Annotated in this window: 18 protein-coding genes, 1 tRNA gene and 1 pseudogene; 14 read left to right on the forward strand and 6 right to left on the reverse strand. The window is 65.7% G+C overall.

Translation table 11 applies throughout. The features are described 5' to 3' along the window. Nucleotides 1-76 (reverse strand) — tRNA-Arg (locus QZ378_RS05875). Nucleotides 77-455: 379 nt separating this feature from the next. On the opposite strand from QZ378_RS05875, the gene typA reads away from it, so the two are divergent. Beyond that, nucleotides 456-2,282, forward strand: a complete 1,827-nt coding sequence (gene typA, locus QZ378_RS05880) for a translational GTPase TypA (RefSeq protein ID WP_291257627.1) — start codon at nucleotides 456-458, stop codon at nucleotides 2,280-2,282. Nucleotides 2,283-2,366: 84 nt separating this feature from the next. Here typA and QZ378_RS05885 read toward each other — a convergent pair whose 3' ends face one another. Both QZ378_RS05885 and QZ378_RS05890 read right to left on the reverse strand, forming a co-directional pair. Beyond that, nucleotides 2,367-3,359, reverse strand: coding sequence for a diaminopimelate dehydrogenase (locus tag QZ378_RS05885; RefSeq protein ID WP_291257628.1), 993 nt, complete (start codon nucleotides 3,357-3,359; stop codon nucleotides 2,367-2,369). A 10-nt stretch (nucleotides 3,360-3,369) separates the two neighbouring features. Further along, nucleotides 3,370-3,939: pseudogene (locus tag QZ378_RS05890) on the reverse strand (polysaccharide deacetylase family protein); the annotation flags it as partial. A 232-nt stretch (nucleotides 3,940-4,171) separates the two neighbouring features. Here QZ378_RS05890 and QZ378_RS05895 point away from each other — a divergent pair. The 4 genes from QZ378_RS05895 to QZ378_RS05910 all read left to right on the forward strand — a co-directional run bounded on the left by QZ378_RS05895 (nucleotide 4,172) and on the right by QZ378_RS05910 (nucleotide 9,917). After that, complete coding sequence (locus tag QZ378_RS05895) at nucleotides 4,172-5,764, forward strand: PucR family transcriptional regulator (protein WP_291257629.1); 1,593 nt, start codon at nucleotides 4,172-4,174, stop codon at nucleotides 5,762-5,764. A 146-nt stretch (nucleotides 5,765-5,910) separates the two neighbouring features. Then, a complete protein-coding gene (locus tag QZ378_RS05900) occupies nucleotides 5,911-7,239 on the forward strand; it encodes a cytosine permease (protein WP_291257630.1) in 1,329 nt (442 codons plus the stop codon). 30 nt (nucleotides 7,240-7,269) lie between these two features. Next, entirely contained in the window at nucleotides 7,270-8,364 is a 1,095-nt protein-coding gene (locus QZ378_RS05905) for a DUF917 domain-containing protein (RefSeq protein WP_291257631.1), read from the forward strand. After that, a complete protein-coding gene (locus QZ378_RS05910; RefSeq protein WP_291257632.1) occupies nucleotides 8,364-9,917 on the forward strand; it encodes a hydantoinase/oxoprolinase family protein in 1,554 nt (517 codons plus the stop codon). Before QZ378_RS05905 ends, QZ378_RS05910 begins: the two co-directional genes overlap by 1 nt. 488 nt (nucleotides 9,918-10,405) lie before the next feature. Here QZ378_RS05910 and QZ378_RS05915 read toward each other — a convergent pair whose 3' ends face one another. The 3 genes from QZ378_RS05915 to QZ378_RS05925 all read right to left on the reverse strand — a co-directional run bounded on the left by QZ378_RS05915 (nucleotide 10,406) and on the right by QZ378_RS05925 (nucleotide 13,094). Beyond that, nucleotides 10,406-11,965 (reverse strand): recombinase family protein, encoded by a 1,560-nt coding sequence (locus QZ378_RS05915; RefSeq protein ID WP_291257633.1) that lies wholly within the window; start codon nucleotides 11,963-11,965, stop codon nucleotides 10,406-10,408. A 209-nt stretch (nucleotides 11,966-12,174) separates the two neighbouring features. Continuing rightward, nucleotides 12,175-12,726 (reverse strand): DUF932 domain-containing protein, encoded by a 552-nt coding sequence (locus tag QZ378_RS05920; RefSeq protein WP_366935135.1) that lies wholly within the window; start codon nucleotides 12,724-12,726, stop codon nucleotides 12,175-12,177. A 152-nt stretch (nucleotides 12,727-12,878) separates the two neighbouring features. Continuing rightward, entirely contained in the window at nucleotides 12,879-13,094 is a 216-nt protein-coding gene (locus QZ378_RS05925; RefSeq protein ID WP_291257634.1) for a hypothetical protein, read from the reverse strand. A gap of 304 nt (nucleotides 13,095-13,398) precedes the next feature. On the opposite strand from QZ378_RS05925, the gene QZ378_RS05930 reads away from it, so the two are divergent. From QZ378_RS05930 to QZ378_RS05970, 9 genes are all read left to right on the forward strand, one after another. Further along, on the forward strand, nucleotides 13,399-15,006 hold the full coding sequence (locus tag QZ378_RS05930) for an ABC transporter substrate-binding protein (RefSeq protein ID WP_291257635.1): 1,608 nt from the start codon (nucleotides 13,399-13,401) through the stop codon (nucleotides 15,004-15,006). Nucleotides 15,007-15,033: 27 nt separating this feature from the next. Then, a complete protein-coding gene (locus QZ378_RS05935) occupies nucleotides 15,034-16,002 on the forward strand; it encodes an ABC transporter permease (RefSeq protein ID WP_291257636.1) in 969 nt (322 codons plus the stop codon). After that, nucleotides 15,999-16,823: an ABC transporter permease gene (locus QZ378_RS05940; protein ID WP_291257637.1), complete on the forward strand. Its 825-nt coding sequence runs from the start codon at nucleotides 15,999-16,001 to the stop codon at nucleotides 16,821-16,823. Before QZ378_RS05935 ends, QZ378_RS05940 begins: the two co-directional genes overlap by 4 nt. Beyond that, nucleotides 16,808-18,445: an ABC transporter ATP-binding protein gene (locus QZ378_RS05945; RefSeq protein ID WP_291257638.1), complete on the forward strand. Its 1,638-nt coding sequence runs from the start codon at nucleotides 16,808-16,810 to the stop codon at nucleotides 18,443-18,445. The genes QZ378_RS05940 and QZ378_RS05945 overlap by 16 nt, the downstream gene beginning before the upstream one ends. 112 nt (nucleotides 18,446-18,557) lie before the next feature. Next, nucleotides 18,558-19,088, forward strand: a complete 531-nt coding sequence (locus QZ378_RS05950; RefSeq protein ID WP_291257643.1) for an FmdE family protein — start codon at nucleotides 18,558-18,560, stop codon at nucleotides 19,086-19,088. Nucleotides 19,089-19,098: 10 nt separating this feature from the next. Then, nucleotides 19,099-19,842: an ATP-dependent sacrificial sulfur transferase LarE gene (gene larE / locus QZ378_RS05955; RefSeq protein ID WP_291257639.1), complete on the forward strand. Its 744-nt coding sequence runs from the start codon at nucleotides 19,099-19,101 to the stop codon at nucleotides 19,840-19,842. A 4-nt stretch (nucleotides 19,843-19,846) separates the two neighbouring features. Further along, nucleotides 19,847-20,608 carry a nickel pincer cofactor biosynthesis protein LarB gene (gene larB / locus QZ378_RS05960; RefSeq protein WP_291257640.1) on the forward strand — a complete coding sequence of 254 codons (762 nt, stop codon included), beginning with the start codon at nucleotides 19,847-19,849 and terminating at the stop codon, nucleotides 20,606-20,608. Next, a complete protein-coding gene (gene larC, locus QZ378_RS05965; protein WP_291257641.1) occupies nucleotides 20,605-21,960 on the forward strand; it encodes a nickel pincer cofactor biosynthesis protein LarC in 1,356 nt (451 codons plus the stop codon). Before larB ends, larC begins: the two co-directional genes overlap by 4 nt. A 279-nt stretch (nucleotides 21,961-22,239) precedes the next feature. Further along, a partial coding sequence (locus QZ378_RS05970) for a PEP/pyruvate-binding domain-containing protein (protein WP_291257642.1) occupies nucleotides 22,240-23,460 on the forward strand: 1,221 nt, incomplete at its 3' end.

The following is a 23,460-nucleotide window of genomic DNA, read 5'->3' on the forward strand; positions in this document are numbered from 1 at the left end:
TGGCACCCTGGAGAGGACTCGAACCTCCGGTCTACCGCTTAGGAGGCGGTCGCGTTATCCACTACGCTACCAGGGCTTATGCACAATATTCAATTTTTTTGCAATCTTTGGCGGATGCTCCTACTTCCGCTTAGGAGGCGGACGCTCTATCCAGCTGAGCTACCAGGGCAGGTGAGGTTTTTCGTTCTCCGGAGGAGATACCGGATAATTGTACCCCAATTCGCGGCATCTGTCAACGCCGGCAGGGGATTTTGCCCGGAATTTCGGCTGATTTTTTGGAAAAAGAAGTTGCACAGGTGATTTTTCTACGGTATAATAAGTGGTCGAGCCTATGGAAGGCGGAGCCATCCGGTTCCGGCTTCGACGCATATTTCCAGTGAAACAGCCGCTCCGCGCCGTGATCGGACGGGGCGCCGCAGGATAGTCCTTGTCAGTTTTAGGAGGAACGAGAGAACATGCAGGATCAACATCTCAGAAATGTCGCCATCATCGCCCATGTCGACCACGGCAAGACCACGCTGGTGGACGAGATGCTCAAGCAGGGCGGCATCTACCGGGAGAACCAGGCCACGGTGGATCGGGTCATGGATTCCAACGATCTGGAGCGGGAGCGGGGCATCACCATCCTGGCCAAGAATACCGCCGTCCACTACAAGGACGTGAAGATCAACATCGTGGACACCCCGGGCCACGCCGACTTCGGCGGCGAGGTGGAGCGCATCCTGAAGATGGTCAACGGCGTCATCCTGCTGGTGGACGCCGCCGAGGGCCCCATGCCCCAGACCCGCTTCGTGCTGTCCAAGGCCCTGGAGCTGGGCCACAAGGTGATCGTGGTGGTCAACAAGATCGACCGCCCCGACCAGCGCATCCACGAGGTGATGGACGAGGTGCTGGAGCTGCTGCTGGATCTCAACGCCACCGACGAGCAGTTTGAGTCCCCCACCCTGTTCTGCTCCGGCCGGCAGGGCACCGCCTCCTACTCCCCCGACGTGCCCGGCACTGACCTGGTGCCCCTGTTTGAGACCATCCTCAACTATATCCCCGCCCCCGAGGCCGATGTGGACAAGCCCTTCCAGATGCTGGTGTCCTCCATCGACTACAACGAGTTTGTGGGCCGCATCGCCATCGGCCGTATCGAGCGGGGCGTGGTGAAACAGAACCAGGAGATCGCGGTGTGCAACTTCCACACCCCCGACGAGGCCCCCCGCAAGGCCAAGGCCACCGCCCTCTACCAGTTCGACGGCCTGGGCCGGGTGCCGGTGACCGAGGCCACCGCCGGCAACATCATCGCCATGAGCGGCATCGGCGACATCACCATCGGCGACACCATCTGTGCCCCCGAGGCGCCGGAGCCCATCGAATTTGTGAAGATCTCCGCCCCCACCATCGAGATGACCTTCTCGGTCAACGACTCCCCCTTCGCCGGGCGGGAGGGCAAGTTCGTCACCTCCCGCCAGATCCGGGAGCGGCTGTTCCGGGAGACCCTGAAGGACGTGTCCCTCCGGGTCACCGAGACCGACTCCACCGACGCCTTCAACGTGGCCGGCCGGGGCGAGATGAGCCTGTCCATCCTCATCGAGACCATGCGCCGGGAGGGCTATGAGTTCCAGGTGTCCCCGCCCCGCGTGCTCTACCAGGAGATCGACGGTAAGAAGTGTGAGCCCATCGAGCGGCTGGTCTGCGACGTGCCTGCCGACGCGGTGGGCGCGGTGATCGAGAAGATCGGCGCCCGCAAGGGCGACCTGCTGGAGATGACCCCCGTGGGCGAGCGGATGAAGCTGGAGTTCCTGGTGCCCTCCCGAGGCCTGTTCGGCTACCGGAACGAGTTCCTCACCGACACCAAGGGCGAGGGCATCATGGCCTCGGTGTTCGAGTGCTACGCCCCCATGAAGGGGGAGATCCAGCGGCGCAACTCCGGCTCCCTGGTGTCCTTCGAGACCGGCGAGAGCGTCACCTACGGTCTGTTCAACGCCCAGGAGCGGGGCGTGCTCTTCATCGGCCCCGGCGTGCCGGTGTACGCCGGCATGGTGGTGGGTGAGACCCCCAAGCAGGAGGACATCTCCGTCAACATCTGCAAGAAGAAGCAGCTGACCAACATGCGGGCCTCCGGCTCCGACGACGCCCTGCGGCTCACGCCCCCCCGGCAGATGAGCCTGGAGCAGTGCCTGGAGTTCCTGGCCGACGACGAGCTGCTGGAAGTCACCCCCAAGTCCCTCCGCCTGCGCAAGCGCCTGCTGGATCACGCGGCCCGCATGCGGGAGGCCTCCAAGAAGAAGGGCTGAGCGGTTCCGCGCCCCTGTCTCACCAAGCAAAAGCCCGAACCCGGCAGAGCCGGGTTCGGGCTTTTTGTTTTGCGCGGGGATCGGTCAGATCAGCTTCCAGTACCCCTCCTCCCCCCGTTCAAAGGGCAGGAGCAGAGCGGGCGGGATGTCCAGGAGGGTTTTGCAGCCGTACTCCCCCGCCTGACCCAGCCGCCAGGCCGTCCGGGCGCAGGCGGCCAGCACGCCGCCGGTGAACTCCGGGTTGGAGTCCAGGCGCAGCCGGAACTCCAACCCGGCCCGATGGGCCTCCCCCCGCCCGGTGCGGCCGGTGCGCAGCACCAGCCCCCCGTGGGGCAGGCCGCTGTGGTCACGGGCCAGCTCCTCCGGGGTGACGAAGCGCACCGTGGTGTCGTAGTCCGCAAAATAGTGGGGCATGGTGACAATGGCCCGCCGGACGGCCTCCGGCTCCGCCCCCTCCTCCAGCGCCACGCAGCACACCCGCCGGTGCATCAAGCCGGGGGTCAGCTCCGCCCCCTCCCCCGCCCGGGCGGCCTCCAGGGCGGCGGGGATGGGCACGGTGTACGCCCGGGCATCCAGGACGCCGGGCAGGCGGCGGATGGCCTCCGAGTGCCCCTGGCTGACCCCCTCTCCCCAGAAGGTGTGGCTCTCCCCCCGGGGGAGGGCCGCCAGGGCCAGGGCCCGCAGGACGGAGAACAGGCCGGGATCCCACCCGGCGCAGATCACCGCCGCCCTGCCGCCCCGCCGGGCGGCGGCATCCACGGCGGCAAAGTGCTCCGGTGCGCGGGCGTGGGTGTCGAAGCTGTCCACGATGTGGAAGCGCCCTGCGTACCGGGGGCTCTGCCGGGGGAGATCCCCGGCAGAGCCCCCGCAGAGGAGGAGCACATCCACCGGCGGCCCGCCCTCCTCCAGCAGGGCGGCGGGGCAGACCGGCATTCCCCCCGCCTCCGCCGCCACCTGCTCCGGCGGACGGCGGGTGAAGATGCCGGCCAGGGCCATGTCGGGGCTCTGGGATACGGCTGCCGCCGCCCCCCGCCCCAGGTTGCCGAAGCCCAGGATCCCAATGCGAAGCTGTTCCATGGCCGCCGCCTCACTGGGCCGGGCACTGCCGCCCGGTGTGGTCGATGGTGTAGTCGGCGTTGTATTCGCCGGGGAGGATCAGCTCCGAGATGGGGACGAAGGTGTACCCCTCCTGAAGCAGGGCCTCCAGGATGCCGGGCAGGGCCTCCGGCGTGTGGAGGGCCGCGTTGTGGAACAGGACGATGGAGCCGGGCTGCACCCTGGTGGTGACTCGCTCGGTGATCTCCGAGGCGGAGAGCTCCTTCCAGTCCAGGCTGTCCACATCCCACTGGATGGGCTCCATGCCCATGGAGCGAATCGCGGTGATCACGTGGTCGTCATATTCCCCGTAGGGTGGACGGATCAGGGTGGGGCGCACGCCGGTGACCGCCTCGATCTTGTCGCTGCAGGCGGTCACGTCGGCGATGATCTCGTCGGTGGACAGCTGGGAGAAGTGGGCGTGGGTGTTGGAGTGGTTCATTACCTCGTGGCCCGCGTCGGCCAGGGCCTTCACCGACTCGGGGTATTTGTCCACCCACTCCCCCACCACGAAGAAGGTGGCCTTCACGTTGTACTCCCCCAGGATGTCAATGAGCTGCTGGGTGTCCTCGTTGCCCCAGGGTGATGTAAGATAGCGGCCCTTGGGGCTCTAAGGCTCCAGGGACCGCTATTCGCTTCTGATAGAGCCGAATAAAGCCTCATAATGCGTCTGTATCTTTCTGCCGCCGGAGGAAAGCTGTCGCATTCTGCGGAAATCCGTGCTATGATAAAGGCAGTTGGCGGCATTCTATCCAGCCGCAGGGAACCGAGGTACAGGGGGAGGAGTGTTTGACATGAGTGTGACGGTGGCGGATCTGCTGAAGCTGCCCAGCCTGCGCAACGCCCGTCTGGCAGCGGGAAGGGGCGGGCTTGACAGGCCGGTGTCCTCCATCTCCGTATTGGAGTACGCCGTCGCCAATGCCCTCCAGAACGAGCTGTTTGAAAACAACGAGTTCTACGGAAGCGAGATTGTGATCACCGGCTTCACCAGCATACCCCAGGATGTGGAGGCCCAGTGCGCCAACATCCGCCGGCTGGCCGGGGCGGGGGAGGTGGGGCTGATCCTGTTCTATGTGGGCATCTTTATGCCAAAAGTAGACCGGGAGCTTGTCGAGCTGGCGGACAGCCTGGACTTCCCCCTCATCGTCATGCCGGAGAAGCAGATGAACCAGCGGTACTCCGAGGTCATCTGCGAGGTGATGGAGGCCATTTTCCGGGATCAGAACTCCGCCGCCGGCCTGGTGGGGGACATCCTCCAGCGCATGTCCCTCCTGCCCGAGCACCAGCGGACGCCGGATACCGTGCTCCGGCTGCTCAGCGACCGCATCCGGGCCTCCGCCGCGCTGTCTGACCGCGCCCGCCATGTGCTCAGCGCGGCCAACTGGCCCCGCACGCTGGAGTTCCGGCCGGAGCAGGTGCTGCCCGCCCTCCCCGCGCTGCCCCAGCCCTGGGGGGCGCCTATGGAGCTGGAGGGCGGCCGGTTTCAGCTCTACCGCTGCTCCCTGTCGGATACGGCCTCCGGCATGGAGCTGTTCCTGCTCAAGGAGGGGACGCCCCTCTCCCCGGAGACGGCCCGCCAGTCGGCGGAGGTGGTACGCCTGGCGGTGAACCTGTGGGGCCGGGGCCACGACCGGGAGGTGATGAGCGAGCTGGTGCGGGCCATCCTGCGGGATGAGCCGCTGAAGATGCGCCGCCTGGCGGACATCTTCCACGTGGACGTGGCCTCCATCCACAGCATGTGGGTGCTCCACAGCCTCCGGGCCCAGGGGGACTTTCCAAGGGATGTGCTGCCCCTGGTGCTGGAGGCACTGTCCCACGCCTGCGGCGCCCTGGTGGCGGACGCCTATGAGGGGGATGTGGTGGCCTTTATGGACTGGCTGCCCGAGGCAGCCGGCGCGGAGACCATGGCGGAGGCCCTCTGCGCCCAGATGGCGCAGGCCGGGCTGGACGGCGTGCTGGTCACCTGTCAGGATCTCACCACCACCGCCGACGTGCGCCGGGCCTATCTGGCCATTCGGAAGGCGCTGCCCGACGCCCTCCGGATCTGGCCCGGCCGGGGCCGGTACACCCTCCGGGAGATGGAGTTCGCCCAGGCCTGCCGGGAGACGGTGGCCGCCGGCGAGGCGGCGGTGCAGGGGGCCCTGGCCCCCCTGGAGCCCGTCCGGGCCCTGCGGGAGGGGGCGGAGCTGGTGCACACGCTGCAGCTCTACCTGCTGGACACGGATCGGAGCGTCACCCAGACCGCCCAGGCCCTTTTTGTCCATAAGAACACCGTCAAATACCGGCTTCAGCAGCTCGGCGCCAGGCTGGGGCACCCGGTGGCCAAGTTCCCGGAGGCCTTCGGGCTCTATACCGCCTGCGCGGTGGAGCGCCTGCTGGAGGGCTGAGGCGGGCGGGCAGGGCCGTCTCATTGTCCCAAGGGACAATGAGACGGCCCTGTTTTTCTGCCTGGAAACCAATTACTTTTTTGCTGTAAAGAGTTAAAATATTCCTCAAACCAGCGATACGCGCTGGATCGAGGAGGGATTTTCACATGAACAAGCAATCCGGCTTTGAGATCAAAGCGGAACAGCGGCAGAGCTGGCAGTCCATCGCCCTGGTGTGGGCGGGGGGCATGATCTGCGTGCCCTGCCTGATGGTGGGCGGCGTGCTGTCCGGCGGGGGCCTGCCCCTGCCCCACATTGTGGCCGCCATCCTGATCGGCTACGGGCTGATCTGCGCCTACATGATCTTCATCGGCATGGCGGCCTGCGACACCGGCCTGCCCGTCTCCGTGCTGGCGGAGGGGGCTCTGGGCCGCAAGGGCGCCCGGTATATCATCAGCACCCTGCTGGCCATCGCCTGCGTGGGCTGGTTCGGCATCCAGTCCGCCACCTGCGGCCAGGCCTTCGCCACCATGACGGCGGACATGCTGGGGCTGGGGGCGGCCAGCCCCGCCATGGTGGTGGTCTCCTCCATTGTGTGGGGCGTCATCATGCTGGTCACCGCCTGCGCCGGCTTTAAGGGCCTGAAGTGGCTCAACTACCTGGCGGTGCCCCTGCTGGTGGTGGTGTGCCTGTACGGCCTCATCGCCGGCATCGTCCGCAATGACGGCGCCTCGGCCATCATGGCCTACGCCCCGGAGCAGTCCTCCGGCATGGTGTTCGGCATCTCCATGGTGGTGGCCTCCTTCGCCCTGGGCGGCGTGATCTCCGCCGACTACTGCCGCTTCGCCAAAAGCCGGGCGGACGTGGTCAAGTCCTCCATCCTGGGCGTGATCCCCGCGGGGCTATTCATGCTGCTCACCGGCGCCCTCATGAGCATCGTCACCGGACAGTACGACATCTCCGCCATCCTGGCCAGCCTGGGGGTGCCCCTGTTCGGGCTGATCGCCCTGGTGCTGGCCACCTGGACCACCAACGTGACCAACGCCTACTCCGGCGGCCTGGCCCTGAGCAACCTGCTTGGCTTTGACGAGAGCAGGTTCAAGATCACCACCGGCATCGCCGGCGGCATCGGCACCCTGCTGGCCGCCTTCGGCCTGCTCAACGCCTTCCAGGGCTTTTTGTCCCTCATGTCCGCCCTGATCCCGCCCCTGGCCGGGGTGATCATCGCCGGCTACTGGGTGGTGGGCCGGGGCCGGCTCGACCGCTTCCAGCGGCGGGAGGGTTTCTCCGCCCCCGGCGTGATCGCCTTCCTGGCGGGAGCCGTCCTGGCCTGCATCACCGGCGGCACCTTCGCCAGCTTCCCCGCCCTGTTGGCCGCAGCCCCCTGGCTGAACATCCCCTTCTTTGTGGGGCCGGTGAACGGCATTGTGGTATCCCTGGTGCTCTATATGGTGCTGGACAAGCTTATGCCCGCCCCGGCCCCGGCCGAGGCATGACAGGCAGAAAACAAGAAGGAGGAACCCATTTTGCGACAGATCGGAATTCCCGAGATTGAGGACATTGCCCTGGGCGCGGCCCTGCTGGGGGCCGGCGGAGGCGGCGACCCCTATGTGGGCAAGCTGGTGGCCATCGGGGCGGTGAAGGAGCACGGCCCCGTCACCCTGCTGGAGCCGGAGGAGGTGCCCGACGACGCCCTCATCGTGCCCATCGCCATGATGGGCGCCCCCACCGTCCTGTGTGAGAAGGCGGTGGGCGGCAGCGAGTACAAGACCCTCTACGACACGGTGTCCGGCTTCTTCGGCAAGTCCATCTACGCCTTCATGCCCATGGAGGCAGGCGGGGTCAACTCCATGCTGCCCATTGCGGCGGCGGCCCGGCTGGGCCTGCCCCTGGTGGATGTGGACGGCATGGGCCGGGCCTTCCCGGAGCTGCAGATGGTCACCTTCACCATCGGCGGCGGCTCCGCCACCCCCATGGCCCTGGTGGACGAGAAGGGCAACTCCTGCATCTTCAAGACCATCACCAACAAGTGGACGGAGGAGCTGGCCCGGGCGGTGACCATGGCCTGCGGCGGCTCGGTGTCCGTGTCCCTCTACCCCATGGAGGGGGCCTTCATGAAGCGGTACGGCGTCCACGGCATCGTCACCCGCAGCCAGAACCTGGGGGCCGCCATCCGCCGGATGAAGGAGGTGGCCGACGGCACGCCGGAGGAGGAGTTTTTCCGCTTCACCGGCGGCCACAAGCTGTTCCGCGGCAAGATCGGCGACGTGCTGCGGGAGGTGCGGGGCGGCTTCAACTTCGGCAAGGTGATGCTGGAGGGCATCTACGAGTACAAGGGACGCCAGGCCTTTGTGGAGTTCCAGAACGAAAACCTCACCGCCACGGTGGACGGGGAGATCCTGGCCACCACCCCGGATCTGATCTGCCTGGTGGACACCGAGACCTTCACCCCCGTGCCCACCGACGCGCTGAAATACGGCAAGCGGGTGCTGGTGGTGGGCCTGGAGTGCTTCCCCCTGTGGCGCACGCCGGAGGGGCTGGCCCTGGTGGGGCCCCGGTACTTCGGGGTGGATACCGACTATATCCCGCTGGAGGAGCGGTGCAAGGGAGGCCGCGGCTGATGTATAAATTAGGAATTGACGTGGGCGGCACCAATACCGACGCGGTGCTCATCGACGAAAACCTCAAGGTGGTGGCCAGCGTAAAGCGCCACACCACCCCCGACGCCTACGACGGCATCCTGGACGCCGTCCGCGCGGTGCTGGAGGAGTCCGGCGTGGATCGCAGGGAGATCGGCCAGGCCATGCTGGGCACCACCCAGTGCACCAACGCCATTGTGGAGCGCCGCCACCTGGCCCCCATCGGCGTGCTGCGCATCGGCGCCCCCGCCACGGTGGGCATCCCGCCCATGGTGGACTGGGCGGAGGATCTGCGCTCCATCGCCGTGGACACCGCCGTCATCGGCGGCGGCTTTGAGTACGACGGCAAGGAGCTGGCCCCCTTCGACGCGGAGGCGGCCCGCGCCTTCTTCCAGGGGCTGAAGGCCAAAGGGGTGCGCTCGGTGGCCATCTCCTGCGTGTTCTCCACCGTCCGGGATGACCATGAGCGGGCGGCCGCCGGGCTGTGCCGCGAGGTGATGGGGGAGGACGTCCACGTGTCCGTCTCCAGCGAGATCGGCTCCATGGGCCTCATTGAGCGGGAGAACGCCACCATCCTCAACGCCGCGCTCTACCAGGTGGCCCAGTCCTTCACTGAGGGCTTCGCCCGCTCTCTGGCCGACCTGGGGGTCACCAATGCCCAGGTCTACCTATCCCAGAACGACGGCACCCTCATGACCATGGACTACGCCCGGCGCTACCCCATCCTCACCATCGCCTGCGGCCCCACCAACTCCATCCGGGGGGCCAGCTATCTCAGCCGCCTGCGGGATGCCATCGTCATCGACGTGGGGGGCACCACCACCGATCTGGGCGTGATCCAGCACGGCTTCCCCCGGGAATCCGGCGTGGCGGTGACCATCGGCGGGGTGCGCACCAACTTCCGCATGCCCGACGTGGTGTCCATCGGCCTGGGCGGCGGCTCCATCGTGCGGCAGCAGCCCGACGGCACGGTCACCGTGGGCCCGGACTCGGTGGGCTACCGGATCACCGAGGAGGCCCTGTGCTTTGGCGGCGCCGTCTGTACCGCCACCGACATCGCCGTGCGGCTGGGCATGACGGAGCTGGGCGACCGGGAGAAGGTCATGAGCCTGGACGAGGGCTTCGCCCGCAAGGCCCTGGCGGCCATCACCACCCTGGCGGAGGACGCCCTGGACGCCATGAAGGTGTCCGCCGGCGACGTGGATGTGATCCTGGTGGGCGGCGGCTCCATCATCCTGCCGGAGAAGCTCTCCGGCGCCCGCAGCGTGGCCAAGCCCGCCGAGGGCGGCGTGGCCAACGCCATCGGCTCGGCCATCTCCAAGGTGTCCGGCACCTGCGAGAAGCTGGTGGACTACAATGAGTTCCCCCGGGAGCAGGCCCTGGAGCAGCTCAAGGCCGAGGCCGTGGAGCTGGCGGTGCAGGCCGGCGCCATCCGGGAGACCGTGGAGATCATCGACGTGGAGGACGTGCCCCTGCAGTACTACCCCGGCAATACCTGCCGGGTGAAGATCAAGGCCGCCGGGGATCTGGCGTAAGACCATGGAGTCCCGCCGCGCTGCGTGAACATTCATTCCAAGCTATACCTCCCCGGCTCAATTGAGTCGGGGAGGTTCCTTACTGTCTGTGCCGTCTCTGTGTGTTATGCTCAGAGCTGGCATCAGATGCAGAAGCATACGTACAAGGGCACCGTGTCCGTTTTCCGTGTCAAATTTTTTGTGGACAGCTTGACGGCGTACTCCGGTTGAAATGCCTTTTGATATCGCCGCTGTCCTGGCTGGAGAAACTGGACAGGGTGTCGTAGAGCTGTCTGGGGCCGTCCACATGTGCGCTTTTTACCTCCACGCTCTGTCCTTTCGCCTTCTGTCTGCAAACCGTTTTGACAAACTTCAGCAGTTCTGATGCCGGCATGGGATGTCCTTCCTATTTTGATTTACAAGCGGTTTAGCAAATCCTCTTTGCAAATGCAACCGAATTTTGCAAAAAAGAAATTGAATTTTCAAAATAAGTCGGGAGGGATTACGGCTCAGGCCGTAATCCCTCCCTCCGCCTCCAGAAGCCCCAGCTCATTGGAGAAGGTATACGTGATCTCAACGTGTCCATCCTCGAAGATTCGGATCTGTTTGATCGTCTCCGCCACAGTGACGCGATCCAGTTCGGTCAGCTTCCCATAGCGGAGCAGCGCCTCCACCCAGGGGTGGCGCAGCGGGTCGGACTCCACGGCCTGGGAGAGCTGTTCCAACCGGACATGGAGGGCCTTCTCCTGGTGTTCATAGTCCTCCCGGTAACGGAGATAGTCCTCCCCGCCCAGCAGGCCGTCCTGGTAGTCCTCATAGGTGCGCTTTTTGCGTTCCCGTATCCGTTCCAGACTGATCTCCAGCCTGCTCTGCTCCGCCTGAAAATTCCGCTGGGGGCGCTCCGCCCGCTCGTCGGCCAGCTTCTTCCAATCCTGGACGGCAGCAATAATGTGGTTGAGATCCGCCAACACGATCTCCTCCAGCACCTTGTGGGAGATGCTGTGCTTGCTGCACACGGTGGGGCCATAGCGCTTATAGGAGCCACAGCTGTAATAGATGCCGCCGGCGCTCCGTGTCTTGACCATGGCCCGGCCACAGTCGCCACAGCGGAGGAATCCAGCGAAGGGGCTCTGGTTCTGCTCAAAATTCAACTGACGGGTCCGCTTGCCCAGCAGCTCCTGCACCCGCTCCCACTGGGCACGGTCGATGATGGCCTCGTGGGTGTTGGAAACCACCGTCCAGTCTGCCCGCGCCTTCTGCTTTGCTTTGCCATGCATGGTGGGACGTAAGGCGCGGCCCTGTTCCATATCTCCCGCATACATCTGGTTTTGCAGGATCCGGTGGACCGTGGCATAGGTCCAGTAGGTAGTCTGCCCCAGCCGCCGGCCATTGTGGTAGCGCTCACCGGAGAGCCTCTTGTATTCGCTGGGGCTGGGAACCCCATCCGCATTGAGCTGCTTGGCGATCCTGACCTTCCCCTCCCCCTGTTCAAAGAGGTCGAAGATCCGCTGTACCACCAGGGCTGCCGGGGGGTCGATCAGCAGATGGTTGTGGTTGTCCGGATCCTTCCGATACCCATAGCTGGCGAAGGCCCCCACAAACTCGCCCCGCCGCTGCTTGGTATGGATGGCGGAGCGTACCTTGTCCGAGATGTCCCGGGCATATTGGGTGTTGAAGAGGTTCTTCATGGGCAGGAGCATGTCATAACGCCCCTGCTCACTGTCCACTTGGTCGTTGACGGCGATGAAGCGCACCCCCAGGGCGGGGAAGACCTTCTCCAGATAGCGCCCCATTTCGATATAGTCCCTTCCGAAGCGGGACAGATCCTTCACCAGCACACAGTTGACTTTCCCTTGATTGATGTCCTCCTCCATGCGGCGGAAGGCGGGGCGGTCAAAGTTGGTGCCGGTATAGCCGTCGTCCTGGTAGTAGTCCACCAGCTCCAGTTCCGGATGCTCCACCAGATACTGCTCCAGCTGCTTGTGCTGGTTGGCAATGCTGTCGCTCTCCGCCTTGTCGCCGTCCTCCCGGGACAGGCGGAGATACGCCGCCGTCCTCCAGGTTTCCATGACCGCCCCACCTCCTTTCTGTCACTGTATCGTTTATGTACTGGGGTTACTTGCTGTGGGCCTGAATCAGGGCCCGGAGCAGCTCCTCCGGGCTCTTGCCCCCCTCAAAGCAGCGTGATACCCGCCAGACGTCGTTTCTGTGGTTCTGAGCGGCCTGCGGCGCCATAGCAGCCGTCTCCTTTCTGTGTCAGGATACTCTAGGGTATGGGTCAGCCAAGGGCGGTATGCGAGTGTCTGGCCGGGATAGCCGCCCAGATGCGCTTCGCGCTGTCCAGGGCCAGATTGAGGGTGTTCTGGCACACCACCCGGATCGGGGTCATGGCCACCTTGACACCGGAGCTGCCGTCGTGGGAGTTCATGAAAACCATGTAGGGCGTTATCTCGTCCCCGGCAATCACATAGCGTTGGGGCATCCGGGCCAGGAGCCAGACCTTCCGGCCTCCCTGCAAGGCCCCTGCCGTCTCATGGGTCACACCCTCGCCCAGCAGGTCATCGGTGAACTGGAAAGCGTCCTCGTTCTGTACCACCTTGTAACGGTCTGACACGATGCCCAGAGGGGCGTGGTCGGTGCTGCGCACGTTGACCTTATAACCTGGGATTGGCACCCCATCTTCCGTACAGACCTTCTCCTGCTCAACCCTCCAATCAAGGCCCGCATAGACGAGGGCATCCAGCGACACCGGCGCTTCGCTGACCTCCGTGCCCAGGCCGTGCCAGGGCTTCTCTCGGACGTAAAACATGGTTTCTATATTGGCGGACATAACATCACTTCTCCTTTCCGGCCTGGGGCATTTCTGTCGCTCTGTTGGTACTTTGCTTATCAGGCTTTTCGGTTTAACTCCAAGTCCAATGCAGCCAATCATCTATGACCATTACCGACATGAGCGGTGAAAAGGATTGCAGCACCCGGGACTTACCCCAGCTGCCGCAATCTTACATCACCCCAGGCGGCATCGAAGGAGATGGAGAGCATCTTCTGGTCGCGCTGGACACAGTAGATGGGCAGCTGACGGCTGGATGCAGATGCTTCTGCCACCGCCGGTGCGTTGACCAGGGCAAACATGGCCGTCGCGGCCAGGGCGCAGGCCAGCACGGCCAGCGTACGGCGCCGCAAAATCAAGAATTTCATGGACAAATCCGCTCCCTTCTGAAAACAGGCTGCTGCATTCATTTATATGTCTGAGGGGGAACCCACATACCCAAACGGCCGGGGCGGAATTGGGGCGCCGCGGGGGGAAAATCCTGGGTTGACAAGCGCCGGGGCCTCTGCTATACTGGACACCACTGAACCGCTGAAGCGGTCTTGGAAAGGCCGAAGCCTTTTTTCACGCAATCCCCCGGCGCAGCAGAACCGGTGAATGGAAGTTCACCATGTGCACAAGAGATGCACATGGTGAACTTTTTGCGTTCCGGGGCAAAAAGGAGACACGGATATGAAGCAAAATGGAAAAAAGGCAGTCAGCCTGGCCCTGGCCGGGGCCCTGAGCCTGGGCCTGCTGGCGGGCTGCGGCGGCACGGCCCAGACTGGCGGAAGCGAGACCCCGGCGGGGTCGGAGAGCCCCGCCGCCTCGTCCGCATATCAGGTGGACACCCTCCGGCTGGAGGGGGGCACCGACTACGGCGCGCCCAACCCCTTCCTCCACAACTCCCGGGGCCCGGGCACGGCCAAGATGCGCCTGGTGTACGGCAGCCTGCTGGAGAAGGACGAGGAGGGGGACGTGTCCTGGTTGGCGGAGAGCTGGTCTATGGACGGCAACGACTACACCTTCACCCTCTTTGAGAACGCCCAGTTCCAGGACGGGGAGCCCCTCACCACCGCCGACGTGGCCTTCACCCTGGACTACTACCAGGAGCACCCCCCGGTGTCCAACTCCCTGGGCACCGGCGAGGGGTGGATCGTGGACCACTACACCGTGGAGGACGAGCAGACCATCACCATCACCGTGAAGGAGGCTACCGCCGACACCCTGTCCAGCCTGGGCTCCTTCGTGATCCTCCCCCAGCACATCTGGGAGAACGTGGACGACCCCTACACCTACACCGGCGACGGCTATCTGGTGGGCAGCGGGGCCTATTCCTGCACCGCCTACGACGGGGCCACCGGCAGCTATGAGTTCACCGCCTTTGACGGCTGGTGTAACGGGCAGCAGGGGGCGGAGAAGATCCAGTTCGTGCCGGTGAGCGACCCCCTGCTGGCCTTTGAGAACGGGGAGATCGACATCACCGACCTGCCCGCCGACCTGATGGACACCTACCTCAGCGACCCGTCCATCGGCGTGGTGGAGAAGGCCAACGACTTCGGCTACAAGATGCTCATCAACTACGAGGCCTGCCCCGACTTCCTGGAGCTGCCCCTGCGGCAGGCGGTGTACGCCGCCATCGACCGGCAGAGCGTGGTGGACAGCGTGTTCCGTGGCGCGGGCACGGTGGGCAGCGCCGGGTACGTCCCCCAGGGCAGCCTGTATTACAACGAGGACGTAGTGCAGTACGACTACGACCCGGAGGCGGCCCGGGCCGCCCTGGAGGGGCTGGGCCTCTCCGTCACCCTGCTGTGCTCCGACGATGCCGACGATCTGTCCATCGCGGAGCTCATCCGCAACGGCCTCACCGCCGCAGGCGTGGAGGTGACCGTGGAGTCCCACGACTCCGCCACCCGGGACCAGATGATCAACGACGGCAATTACCAGTTCGCCCTGGTGGGCAACGGCGGCTGGGGCAACAATCCCCCCACCTATATGCGCACCCTGTTCTCCGACGAGTCCAAGTTCTCCGGCACCAATCCCCACTCCATGGGGGCCATCGGCTACTCCAACGCGGAGATGACCGCCCTGGCCGAGGGGCAGATGCTGGAGACCGACTTTGACAAGCGGGTGGAGCTGTTCCAGGAGCTGGAGCTGCTGGCGAGTCAGGAGATCCCCATCTTCGTCATCGCCAACCAGTCCACCTACTCCATGTACCGCACCGACTACTACGACGGCTGGATGAAGACCTACGCCTACCAGCAGGCGGAGCAGAACCGCCTGTCCTACATGGCGCGCTGAGTCATCCCCGGCCGGGGAAGGGGTTCCATGAGAAGAAAACTGCTGATGCTGCTGGGGGCCTTCCTGGTGATCTACCTGATCAATTTCACCATTCCCCGCCTCATGCCCGGGGACCCCTTCGACTACGTGTCCTCCGCCGCCGGGGATGACGGCAGCGTGGCCTACTCTGAGGAGCAGAAGGAGCTGCTGCGGGCCTACTACGGCCTGGACAAGCCCTTCTGGGCGCAGTTTTGGGACACCCTGTGGAGCAACCTCCACGGGGACTTCGGCCAGAGCATCCACTACCATCGCCCGGTGGGGGAGGTGCTGCTGGAGCGCCTCCCCTGGAGCCTGTGGATCATGGGGGGCTCCCTGGCCCTGAGCCTGGTGCTCGGGGTGGGCCTGGCCCTGTGGTGCGTGCGGCGGAAGTGGGCCGACCGGGTGCTCTACCCCGTCCTCTCCGCCCTGGCGGAGGTGCCCCCCTTCCTCACCGGCGTGCTGCTGCTCTTCCTGGTGGCGGCCCGGGTGGCGTGGATCCCCCTGTCGGGGGCCTACACCGCCTTCGCCGAGTACGACAGCATCTGGGCCCGGCTGGGGGACATCCTGGTCCACAGCCTCATGCCCGTGGCCGCCCTCACCCTGGTCACCGTCCCCCAGTTTTTCTTCACCGCCCGGGCAAGCTTTCTCACCATTCTGGAAAAGCCCTATCTGACCCACGCCCGGGCCAAGGGCCTGAAGGAGGGCCGCATCCGCGCCCGCTACATCCTGCGCAACGCCGCCACCCCCATCGTGGCCCGGCTCTTTCTCAGCGTGGGCGGCGCGGTGGGGGGCACCATCCTGGTGGAGAACGTGTTCGCCTACCCCGGCCTGGGCACCGTATTGCGGGAGGCGGTGCAGTACCGGGACTATCCCATGCTCCAGGGGGTGTTCCTCCTGTCCGCCGTGCTGGTGCTGGTGAGCCTGGCGGCGGCGGATCTGGTCAACCGCCGTCTGGACAGAGAGGAGGATGGGCTGTGAAACGGAAATCCTGGCTGCTCCCCCTGGTGCTGCTGGGCCTGCTCACCCTGTTCTTCCTGTGGGGTCTCACCGGCTACCCCCACTCGGCCCAGCTGCCCTCCGGGGCCTCCCTGGAGGCCCCATCCCCCGCCCACTGGCTGGGCACCGACAACCTGGGGGTGGACATCTACGCCCAGCTCTCCGCCGGCTACTTCCGCAGCATGGGCATCGGCCTGGCCGCCGCCGCTTTCACCTTCCTGGTGGGGGGCGTGCTGGGGGTGCTGGCCGGGTTTGTGGGGGGCTGGGTGGATCTGGCCATCTCCTTCCTGATCCAGGTGCTGCTGTCCATCCCCCAGCTGCCCGTCATGATCGTCATCGGGGCCTTTCTGGGCCAGAGTACCTGGAACATCATCTGGATCATCGCCCTGTTCTCCTGGGCCCCCATCGCCAAGCAGCTGCGGGCCAAGACCATCTCGGTGCGCCGCCGAGACTACGTGCAGCTGGCCCGGCTCTACGGCGGCGGGCCCTGGTATCTCATCCGTACCCACATCGGCCACGAGCTCTGGCCCCTGCTCACCATCAATTCTCTGGCGGTGGTGGGCCGGGCCATCCTCCAGGAGTCGTCCCTGGCCTTCCTGGGCCTGTCCGACCCCCTGGCCCGGTCGTGGGGCATGATGATCGCCCGGGCCGTGGACTTCCCCGGCATCTACCGCACCCAGTTCTGGAAGTGGTGGATTCTGGCCCCGGTGGGGGCCCTGCTCCTGTCCACCCTGCTGCTCCGGCTGCTGGTGGCCGGGCTGGAACAGCGAGAGAGGAGGCGTCACCCATGCTCCTGGAAGTAAAAAATCTATCGGTCTCCTTTCCGGAGTTCACCCTCCACCCGGTGAGCTTCACCCTGGACCGGGGGGAGATCCTGGCCCTGGTGGGGGAGTCGGGCAGCGGCAAGACCACCCTGGCCCGGGCCATCGCCTGCCTGTCCGACCCCATGGCCCAGGTCAGCGGCGAAGTGCTCCTCAACGGCCGGGAGCTGCTGGGCATGAGGGAGAGGGACCGGAAGCCCCTGCGGATGCGGGAGTTCGCCCTGTCCTTCCAGACCTCGGCGGAGTGGCTCAACCCCTCCCTCACCCTGGCGGAGCACCTGAAGGAGGTGCTGTGCCGGGCGTACCGGGGGGAGGCCCTGGCCCGGCGGGCGCGGGAGCTGATGGCCCTGGTGGGGCTGGAGGAGGGGGATCTGTCCCGCTACCCCCGGGAGCTGTCCGGCGGCATGGTGCAGAAGTTCCTGCTGGCCAGCGCCCTGGCCCTCAACCCGCCCCTGGTGCTGCTGGACGAGCCCACCGGGGCCCTGGATCTGGCCTCCAGCCAGGGGATCACGGCGCTGATCCGGGACTTGAACCGCAAGCTGGGCACCGCCTTTCTCATCATCACCCACGATCTCAAGCTGGCCTCCGATCTGGCGGAGCGGATGGTGGTGCTCTACGACGGCCACGTGGAGGAGGCCGGGGACACCCGGGCCATCCTGGACAACCCCCGCCACCCCTATACCCGGGGCCTGCTCCAGTCGGCGGTGGGCCTGAACCCGGTGCGGGACATGTGGGGCATCCGGCCCACCACCGTGGCCTACACCAGGGAGCCCCACGGCTGCCCCTTCTACGGCCGGTGCACCCAGAGCCTGCCGGCGTGCGCCTCCCGCGCGCCGGAGCTGGAAAGGCTGCCCGACGGGCGGCAGCTCTCCTGCAACCGGGGCGGCATCCTCACCCTGCTCTCCTGCCGGAACCTGAGCAAGTCCTTCGGGAGACAGAAGGTGCTGGCGAACATCGACCTGACCCTCTACAGCGGGGAGATCGTCTCCCTGGTGGGCCGCTCCGGCGCGGGCAAAACCACCCTGGCCCGCACCCTGGCGGGCCTGCTCCCCCTGGAGGGGGGCGGCACGGTGGCGTTTCAGGGGGAGCCGGCCCGCTTCACCGACCTCCACCGGCAGCTGGGCGGGGTGCAGATGGTGCTCCAGGACAGCCAGGCCGCCCTCAATCCCCGGATGACCGTCCGGGCGGCGGTGGAGGAGCCCATGCGCCTCACCGGCCACTTCCGGGAGGACGCGGCGGCGAGGGCCCTGGAGGACGTGGGTCTCTTCGCCTGCGACAGCTTTTTCAGCCGGCCCATCCACGCCCTGTCCGGCGGCCAGCGGCAGCGGGTGGCGGTGGCCCGGGCCCTGACCATGGAGCCCGCCCTGCTCATCGCCGACGAGCCCACCTCCATGCTGGACCCCTCGGGCAAGGCCAACCTGCTGCGGATGCTCAAGGGCCTCCAGAACAGCCGGGGGTTCTCGATGCTGATGATCACCCACGATCTGGACGCCGCTTTGAAGATCTCCGACCGGATTTTCCTGCTGGAGGGGGGCGGCCTGCGGCGGCTGGATCCCAACGACCACATCCGGGTGGACTTTGACCGCCTGTTTGACGCCGGGTGACGGGCGGCGGAAAAACGCCGACCTGTATCGCTTACCCGTTTGTAGGGCGGGGGCTTGCCCCCGCCGCTCTCCCCTGATGCCAATTGACAAAACACAGAGAGGACGAACCATGATGGATAAACAAGCCCTTTGGGACAAATGCGTGGCCTTCCACGGCCACGGCTGCGGCGGCCTGACCATCGGCTTCCAGGCCGCCCGGTACGCCATGGAGCTGCTGGAGCTGGACTTCTCCCGGGACGAGGACGTGGTGTGCATCTCGGAGAACGACGCCTGCGGCGTGGACGCCATCCAGGTGCTGCTGGGGTGCAGCGCGGGCAAGGGCAACCTGCTCTTCCACCTCCGGGGCAAGCAGGCCTTCTCCTTCTACAACCGGAAGACCGGCAAATCGGTGCGGCTGGTGCTCCGCCCCACCCCGGAGGGGCTGGACAAGGAGGAACGCTTCCGCTACCTCCAGGATACCGCTCCCGCCGACCTGTTCGACGTGAAGCCCGCGGTGCTGGAGCTGCCCGAGAAGGCCCGCATGTTCCAGTCCTACCCCTGCGACGGCTGCGGCGAGGTGACGGCGGAGCACCTGCTCCGGCTGGAGAACGGCAAAAAGCTGTGCTTGGACTGCTTCCAGGCCTACAACCGCTTCGACGTGTGAGGGCCTGCCCATGACGCTGGAACAATTTTTTCAGGAAAATCCCAAATGCGCCCTGGGCTTCTCCGGGGGTGTGGACTCGGCCTACCTGCTGTACGCCGGGGTGAAGGCCGGGGCGGACATCAAGCCCTACTTCATCAAGACCGCCTTTCAGCCCGCCTTTGAGCTGGCCGATGCCCAAAAGCTGGCGGAGGGGCTGGGGGTGGAGGTGACGGTGCTGGAGCTGGACGCCCTGGCCGACCCCCGGGTGGCGGCCAACCCGGCGGACCGGTGCTATTACTGCAAGCAGAACCTGTTCCGTACCTTGAAGGACCGGGCGATCGCCGACGGATACCCCGTGCTGCTGGACGGCACCAACGCCTCTGACGAGGCGGGGGACCGGCCGGGCATGAGAGCCCTGGCGGAGCTGTCTGTCCGCTCCCCCCTGCGAGAGTGCGGGCTCACCAAGGCCGAGATCCGCGCCCGCTCCAAGGAGGCGGGGCTGTTCACCTGGGACAAGCCGGCCTACGCCTGCCTGGCCACCCGGGTGCCTGCCGGTGAGGCCATCACCGCCGACCTTCTGGCCCGGGTGGAGGGGGCGGAGGACGCCCTGTTCCGCCTGGGGTACACCGACTTCCGGGTGCGGGTGTTTCACTCCGCCGCCCGGCTCCAGCTCCCCCGGGGGCAGATGGAGCGGGCCGTCCGTGAGGCGGAGGAGCTCCGCCAGGCGCTGAAACCGTATTTTACACCGATCCTGTTGGATCTGGAGGGGAGATAAGAACATGGAACAGAGAGCGATCAAGGCCCTGCTGGAGCAGGTGGCCGCCGGACAGGTGAACGTGGACGACGCCCTGCTGAAACTGAAGCTGGAGCCCTTTCAGGAGCTGGGCTACGCCAAGCTGGACAGCCACCGGGGCCTGCGCCAGGGTGTGGCGGAGGTGATCTACGGCGCGGGCAAGACCCCGGAGCAGATTGCCGGCATTGTGGACGCCATGCGCGCCGGCGGCCAGGAGACCATCCTCATCACCCGCATGTCCGCCGAGGCGGCGGAGAAGATCAACCCCGCCCACCCCTTCACCTACCACGAGATGGGCCGCATCGGCATCGTGGGCTCCCTGCCCGTCCCCGACGGCAGCGGCAAAGTGGTGGTGGCCACCGGCGGCACCAGCGACATGCCGGTGGCGGAGGAGGCCGCCCTCACCGCTGAGGCCCTGGGCAACGAGGTGACGCGGCTGTACGACGTGGGGGTGGCCGGGCTCCACCGGCTGCTGTCCCACCTGGAGGAGATTATGAGCGCCAACGTGATCATCGCCATCGCGGGCATGGAGGGGGCCCTGGCCAGCGTGATCGGCGGCCTGGCCGACTGCCCGGTGATCGCCGTGCCCACCAGCATCGGCTACGGGGCCTGCTTCCACGGCCTGTCCTCCCTCCTGTCCATGCTCAACTCCTGCGCCAGCGGGGTGAGCGTGGTCAACATCGACAACGGCTTCGGCGCCGGCTATCTGGCCAGCATGATCAATCACATGGGAGGCAAGAAGGAATGAAAACACTCTATCTGGACTGCGGCATGGGGGCCGCCGGCGATATGCTCATGGCCGCCCTACTGGAGCTTGTGGACGACAAGGCGGCGTTCCTGGACAGGATGAACGGCCTGGGCCTGCCCGGCGTGGAGGTGACCGCCCAGCCGTCGGTGAAGTGCGGCATCACCGGCACCCACGTGGCGGTGACGGTGAACGGCGAGGAGGAGATCAGCTGCGACGTGGACTCCGGGGCGGCTCCCGTCCACCTCCATGACTACCATGGCCACGAGCACGAACATGAGCACTGCCACGACCACCACCATGAGCATGAGCACAATCACGAGCACGACCACCATCACGACCATGCGCATGACCATGAACACGAACACCATCATGACCACGACCATGGGCACGCGCATCATCACCATCACACCGGCATGGGGGAGATCCGCCACCTGCTGAGCCACCTGGACCTGCCGGAGCAGGTCCGGGCTGACGCGGAGGCGGTCTACGGCCTGATCGCCGAGGCGGAGAGCCATGCCCACGGCCGCCCGGTGGAGGAGATCCACTTCCACGAGGTGGGGTCGCTGGACGCGGTGGCCGACGTGGTAGGCGTCTGCCTGCTGATGCACCAGCTGGGGGCGGAGCAGGTACTCTGCTCCCCTGTCCACGTGGGCAGCGGGCAGGTGCGCTGCGCCCACGGTATCCTGCCGGTGCCCGCCCCCGCTACGGCCCACATCCTCCGGGGCGTGCCCATCTACGGCGGAGCCATCCGGGGAGAGCTGTGCACCCCCACCGGCGCGGCCCTGCTCAAGCACTTCGTCACGAAATTTGACTCCATGCCGGTCATGTCTGTGGAGAAGATCGGCTACGGCATGGGCAATAAGGACTTTGAGGCGGCCAACTGCGTCCGGGCCCTGCTGGGCGAGACGGAGGAATCTGGCGACGAGGTGGCCGAGCTGCGGTGCAATCTGGACGATATGACCGGCGAGGCCATCGGCTTTGCCATGGAGGAGCTGCTCTCCGCCGGGGCCCTGGACGTGTTTACCAGCCCCATCGGCATGAAGAAGGGCCGCCCCGCCGTGCTGCTCACCTGCCTGTGCCGCCTGGAGGACCGGGAGAAGATGGCCCGCCTGCTCTTCCGCCACACCACCACCCTGGGCGTGCGGGAGAGCCTGTGCCGCCGGTACACCCTGGAGCGCGGCCAGCACACCGTGGATACCCCCCACGGCCCGGTGACCGTCAAGACCGCCTCCGGCTGGGGTGTCTCCCGGAGCAAGCCGGAGTATGAGGATCTGGCCCGCATCGCCCGGGAGCAGGGCATCAGCCTGACGGAGGCGGCGGAGCTTCTCCACAGACCCGGCGCCTCTCTCTGAGCCCCTTGCTGCCGCAGCGGAGGTACACGCCATCAGGGATTCTCCGGTCTCCATCCGTCCCTTTCGCTTGATCCGGCCCGGTTTTCCATCTGCTGTGCGGCTTTCTGAAGGCAGCATGCCGGCCCCTCCGGCCTATGGCCGGAAAAAGTGGTAAAATCTCAGCAAAAACAGAAGAAAACCGATGGGTATCTCTTGCAATCTTTTGGCAAAATGGTATAATGTCTCCGGTTGCTGTATTTGAGAATCGCAGTGTAACGTAAATCTAGGAGGAATGACAAAATGGGCAACGCGCACAAGTATGTGTATCTGTTCTCAGAGGGCAACGGCTCCATGCGGGAGCTGCTGGGCGGCAAGGGCGCCAACCTGGCTGAGATGACCAACCTGGGTATGCCCGTGCCCCAGGGCTTCACCGTCACCACCGAGGCCTGCACCCAGTATTATAACGACGGCCGCCAGATCAACGAGGAGATCCAGGCCCAGATCTACGAGTACCTGGGCAAGATGGAGGAGATCTGCGGCAAGAAGTTTGCCGATCCCGAGAACCCCCTGCTGGTGTCCGTGCGCTCCGGCGCCCGCGCCTCCATGCCCGGCATGATGGACACCATCCTGAACCTGGGCCTGAACGACGTGGTGGTGGAGGGCCTGGCCAAGTTCACCAACAACCCCCGCTTCGCCTACGACTCCTACCGCCGGTTCATCCAGATGTTCTCCGACGTGGTTATGGAGCTGTCCAAGAAGCGCTTTGAGGAGATCATCGACGAGGTCAAGGCCAAGAAGGGCGTCAAGCAGGACGTGGAGCTGGACACCGACGACATGAAGAACCTGGTGGTCCTCTTCAAGGAGTTCTACAAGAAGGAGAAGGGCGAGGACTTCCCCCAGGATCCCAAGGTTCAGCTGATGGAGGCCGTCAAGGCCGTGTTCCGCTCCTGGGACAACCCCCGCGCCAACGTCTACCGCCGCATGAACGAGATCCCCTACGACTGGGGCACCGCCGTCAACGTGCAGGCCATGGTGTTCGGCAACTCCGGCAACAAATCCGGCACCGGTGTGGCCTTCACCCGCAACCCCGCCACCGGTGAGAAGGCCCTGTTCGGCGAGTACCTGATCAACGCCCAGGGCGAGGACGTGGTGGCCGGCGTGCGCACCCCCTCCCCCATCTCCAAGCTGCACGAGGAGATGCCTGAGGTGTACGACCAGTTCGCCGCCATCGCCGACCGGCTGGAGAAGCACTACAAGGACATGCAGGACATGGAGTTCACCATCGAGAACGGCAAGCTCTATATGCTGCAGACCCGCAACGGCAAGCGCACCGCCGTGGCCGCGCTGAAGGTGGCCGTGGATCTGGTGGACGAGGGCATGATCGACGAGAAGGAGGCCGTGTGCCGCGTGGAGCCCAAGCAGCTGGACGCCCTGCTGCACCCCACCTTTGACGCCGAGGCCCTGAAGAAGGCCCAGGCCGTGGGCAAGGGCCTGGCCGCCTCCCCCGGCGCCGCCTGCGGC

This window comes from Flavonifractor sp. (genome assembly GCF_019422385.1).
Taxonomy (GTDB): Bacteria; Bacillota; Clostridia; order Oscillospirales; family Oscillospiraceae; genus Flavonifractor; species Flavonifractor avistercoris.